This window comes from Propionicimonas sp. (genome assembly GCF_047606205.1).
Lineage (GTDB): Bacteria > Actinomycetota > Actinomycetes > Propionibacteriales > Propionibacteriaceae > Propionicimonas.
Genome location: NZ_JASGES010000176.1, coordinates 1 through 3,271, shown reverse-complemented (window position 1 = coordinate 3,271; position 3,271 = coordinate 1). Strand labels below are relative to the sequence as shown.

The 3,271-nt window shown below is 71.9% G+C and carries 2 protein-coding genes; one reads left to right on the top strand and one right to left on the bottom strand.

The window, feature by feature from the left end:
* Window positions 1-273 precede the first annotated feature (273 nt).
* Window positions 274-2,481, bottom strand: coding sequence for a glycogen debranching protein GlgX (glgX, locus tag QM633_RS10905; RefSeq protein ID WP_415153784.1), 2,208 nt, complete (start codon window positions 2,479-2,481; stop codon window positions 274-276).
* An 84-nt stretch (window positions 2,482-2,565) separates the two neighbouring features.
* Between glgX and QM633_RS10900 the strand changes: the two genes are divergently transcribed.
* On the top strand, window positions 2,566-3,271 hold a 706-nt coding region (locus QM633_RS10900; RefSeq protein ID WP_415153783.1), incomplete at its 3' end, for a cysteine desulfurase family protein.

Here is a 3,271-nt window from a genome sequence, read left to right as displayed (position 1 = left end):
CTCCACAGCGGGCGCGGGCGGCGTCGTCCGGGCCGTCGCGACCGGGCGGGCCGCCGCCCGCTGCGGGCTCCTGCGGGACGGGTTTGCGGTTGCGCTCACGAGTTCAACCTAGCGGCTGCCTTCGTCGAGCGGGAGGTGGGGACCCGCGGCGACCGACCGGGTCTTTCGTGGATGTGGGATTGCGTGGACCCGCAGGCCGCGGCGGGCGCGACGAATGTGGGATTCGCCGCCGCCCGGGGCCGACGGGCACCGCGATCCGGGTCGCCGTCAGGCTCAGTCGGTGACGTCCTCGCTGGGGGTGGCCGGCGAGGCGGGCACCAGTTCGGCCCCGGTGCGGACGTCTGCGGCGAGGACGACCACGGTCCGGGCCGGCATCGTCACCGTTCGTCCCGGGGCGACCGGTCGGCGGGGCAGCTCTCCGGGGACGCCGGTGTGGGCGAGGAGGTGGTAGCCCTGCGCCCACGGTGCGCCGGGAAGCGAGATCTCGACCGGGTCCCAGCCGGCGTGGAAGTAGATCAGCAGCGCCTCGGTGCGGTCGGACAGGTACATGCCGAGAGTGCGTCGCCCCATGTCGTGCCAGGCGTCGGTGGTCATCTCGGTGCCGGACTCGGCGAACCAGGCCACCGGAGATCGGCCGAGGCCGTGGCCGTTGTCGTCGGTGACCTCGCCGTGGTAGCGCCAGCGGTCGCTGCGCAGCAGGGGGTGTTCGGCACGCAGCTTCAGCAGGGTGCGGGTGAGTTCCTCCTGGCCGACCCACTCCTCCTCGGCCAGCCAGTTCACCCACGAAACGGGGGAGTCCTGGCAGTAGGCGTTGTTGTTGCCGCCCTGGGTGCGGCCGAGCTCGTCGCCGGCGAGGATCATCGGCACCCCTGCACTGAGTAGGAGCGTGGCCATCAGGTTCCGGGTGGTGCGCTGCCGGGCCGCGACGATCGAGCCGTCGTCGGTCTCGCCCTCGTAGCCGTGGTTCCACGACCGGTTGTCGTCGGCGCCGTCGCGGTTGCGTTCGGCGTTGGCCTCGTTGTGCTTGAGGTCGTAGGTGACGATGTCTCGCATCGTGAAGCCGTCGTGCGCGGTCACGAAGTTCACCGACGACGTGGCCGGCCGGCCGCCGTGGTCGAAGATGTCCGAGGACCCGGACAGGCGCGTGGCGAGCTCCTGCACGCCGCCGATCGCGCCACGCCAGAAGTCGCGGGCGAAGCCGCGGAACCGGTCGTTCCACTCCGCCCAGTCCTGCCCCCAGCGCCCGACCTGGTAGCCGTAGGGACCCATGTCCCACGGCTCGGCGATCATCACCTTTCCGGCCAGGACGGGATCAGCGGCCACCAGCCGCTTGAACTCGTGGTTCTGGTCGACGTGGTGGGCGTGGTCGCGGATCAGCGTGGTGGCGAGGTCGAACCGGAACCCGTCCACGCCCATGTCGGCGGCCCAGTAGCGCAGCGAGTCGAGCACCAGCTTCAGCACGCCGGGGTTGGAGGTGTCCACGGCGTTGCCGCAGCCACTGACGTCGTAGTCGTTGCGCTTGTCGTCGGTGAGCCGGTAGTAGGCGTCGTGGTCGATCCCGCGGAAGCTCAGCGTCGGCCCTTCGTGACCGCCCTCGCCGGTGTGGTTGTACACGACGTCGAGGATCACCGCGATGCCCGCGGAGTGCAGCGCCGACACCATCTCCTTGAACTCGGTGACCTGGCCGCCCAGGGTGCCGGCGTCGGAGGAGGCGTAGGGCCCGTGCGGGGCGAAGAAGCCCAGGCTGTTGTACCCCCAGTAGTTGGTGAGCCCCCTGCCGACGATGAACGGCTCGGAGACGAAATGGTGCACGGGCAGGAACTCGACGGCGTTCACGCCGAGGTCGACGAGGTGCTGCACGACGGCCGGGTAGGCCATGCCCGCGTAGGTGCCGCGGAGGTGCTCGGGGACGGCAGGGTGCTGTCGGGTGTAGCCGCGCAGGTGCGTCTCGTAGATCACCATCTCCGCCAGCGGGACCGGCCGGGGCAGGGGGGCCGGCGGCGGGGAGTCGGCCACGACGACGCTCAGCGGCACGGCGGCGAAGGAGTCGGTCAGGTCGGGCAGGAAGTTCGACTCGGGCGTGTGGTCGGCGATCGGGCCGGAGTAGTCGACGCCGCCGGTGATCGCCCGGGCGTAGGGGTCCAGCAGCAGCTTGGCGGGGTTGAACCGCTCGCCCTTCTCCGGAGCCCAGGCGCCGTGGACGCGGTAGCCGTAGCGCTGGCCGTCCCCGATGCCGGGCAGATGCAGGCTCCAGACCCCCGCTCCGGTCGCCGCGAGGTCGTGGTTCGTCTGCCGACGGTGCTCATCGACCAGCACCAGTTCGATCCGGCTGGCCCGTGGGGCCCAGAGCGAGAAGGTGGTGCCACCGTCGCGCACGCGCGCTCCGAGGACGGCGTCCGTCAGCGTCGTGGCCCCCTGCTCGGACGCCGCTACGGATGTGGGCGTCACAAAGATGCTCCCCTCTGGCACTCGGCTCAGCATAGTTTGGCCTAACCTTCGCACTGTCCCCGGCGTCGACCCACCGTTCGGGGAAACGTTTCAGGGTCATGGACGAGAGCCGGACGGATGGCCACGCGCACCTACTTCGACCACGCCGCGTCGAGCCCCGTGGTGCCCGAGGCCGCCGCGGCGATGCTCGAACTCCTGGGCACGCCGGGTAATCCCAGCTCGTTGCACGCGGCCGGACGCGCGGCCCGGCGTGCGCTCGAGGACGCCAGGGAGTCCCTGGCCGCCGACCTCGGCGCGCACCCGACGGAGGTCGTCTTCACCTCCGGCGGCACCGAGGCCGACAACCTCGCCCTGCTGGGCGTGGCGGTCGAGGAACGGTCACAGCTGGCGGTCTCCGCCGTCGAGCACCCCGCCGTCGCCGCCGTCCGCGATCGCAGGGCCGGCGTCGTGGTGCTCCCGGTCGACCCGAACGGCCACCTGGACCTGGCCGCGTCGGCGTCCCTGGTCGGCCCGCGGACGGCGCTGGTCTCGGTGATGTGGGTGAACAACGAGACCGGCGCCGTGCAGCCGGTCTCGGCGGTGGCGGACCTCGCCCATCGGGCCGGCGCCCTCGCGCACAGCGACGCCGTACAGGCGTTCGGGCACCTGGAGGTGGACTTCGCGGCGAGCGGCCTCGACCTGATCAGCACATCTGCGCACAAGCTGGGCGGTCCGGTCGGGATCGGCGCGCTGGTGGTGCGACGTGGGACACGGCTGGTCCCGGTCGGCTTCGGCGGGGGGCAGGAGGCGCGGCTGCGGTCGGGCACCGCTCCGGCGGCCCTGG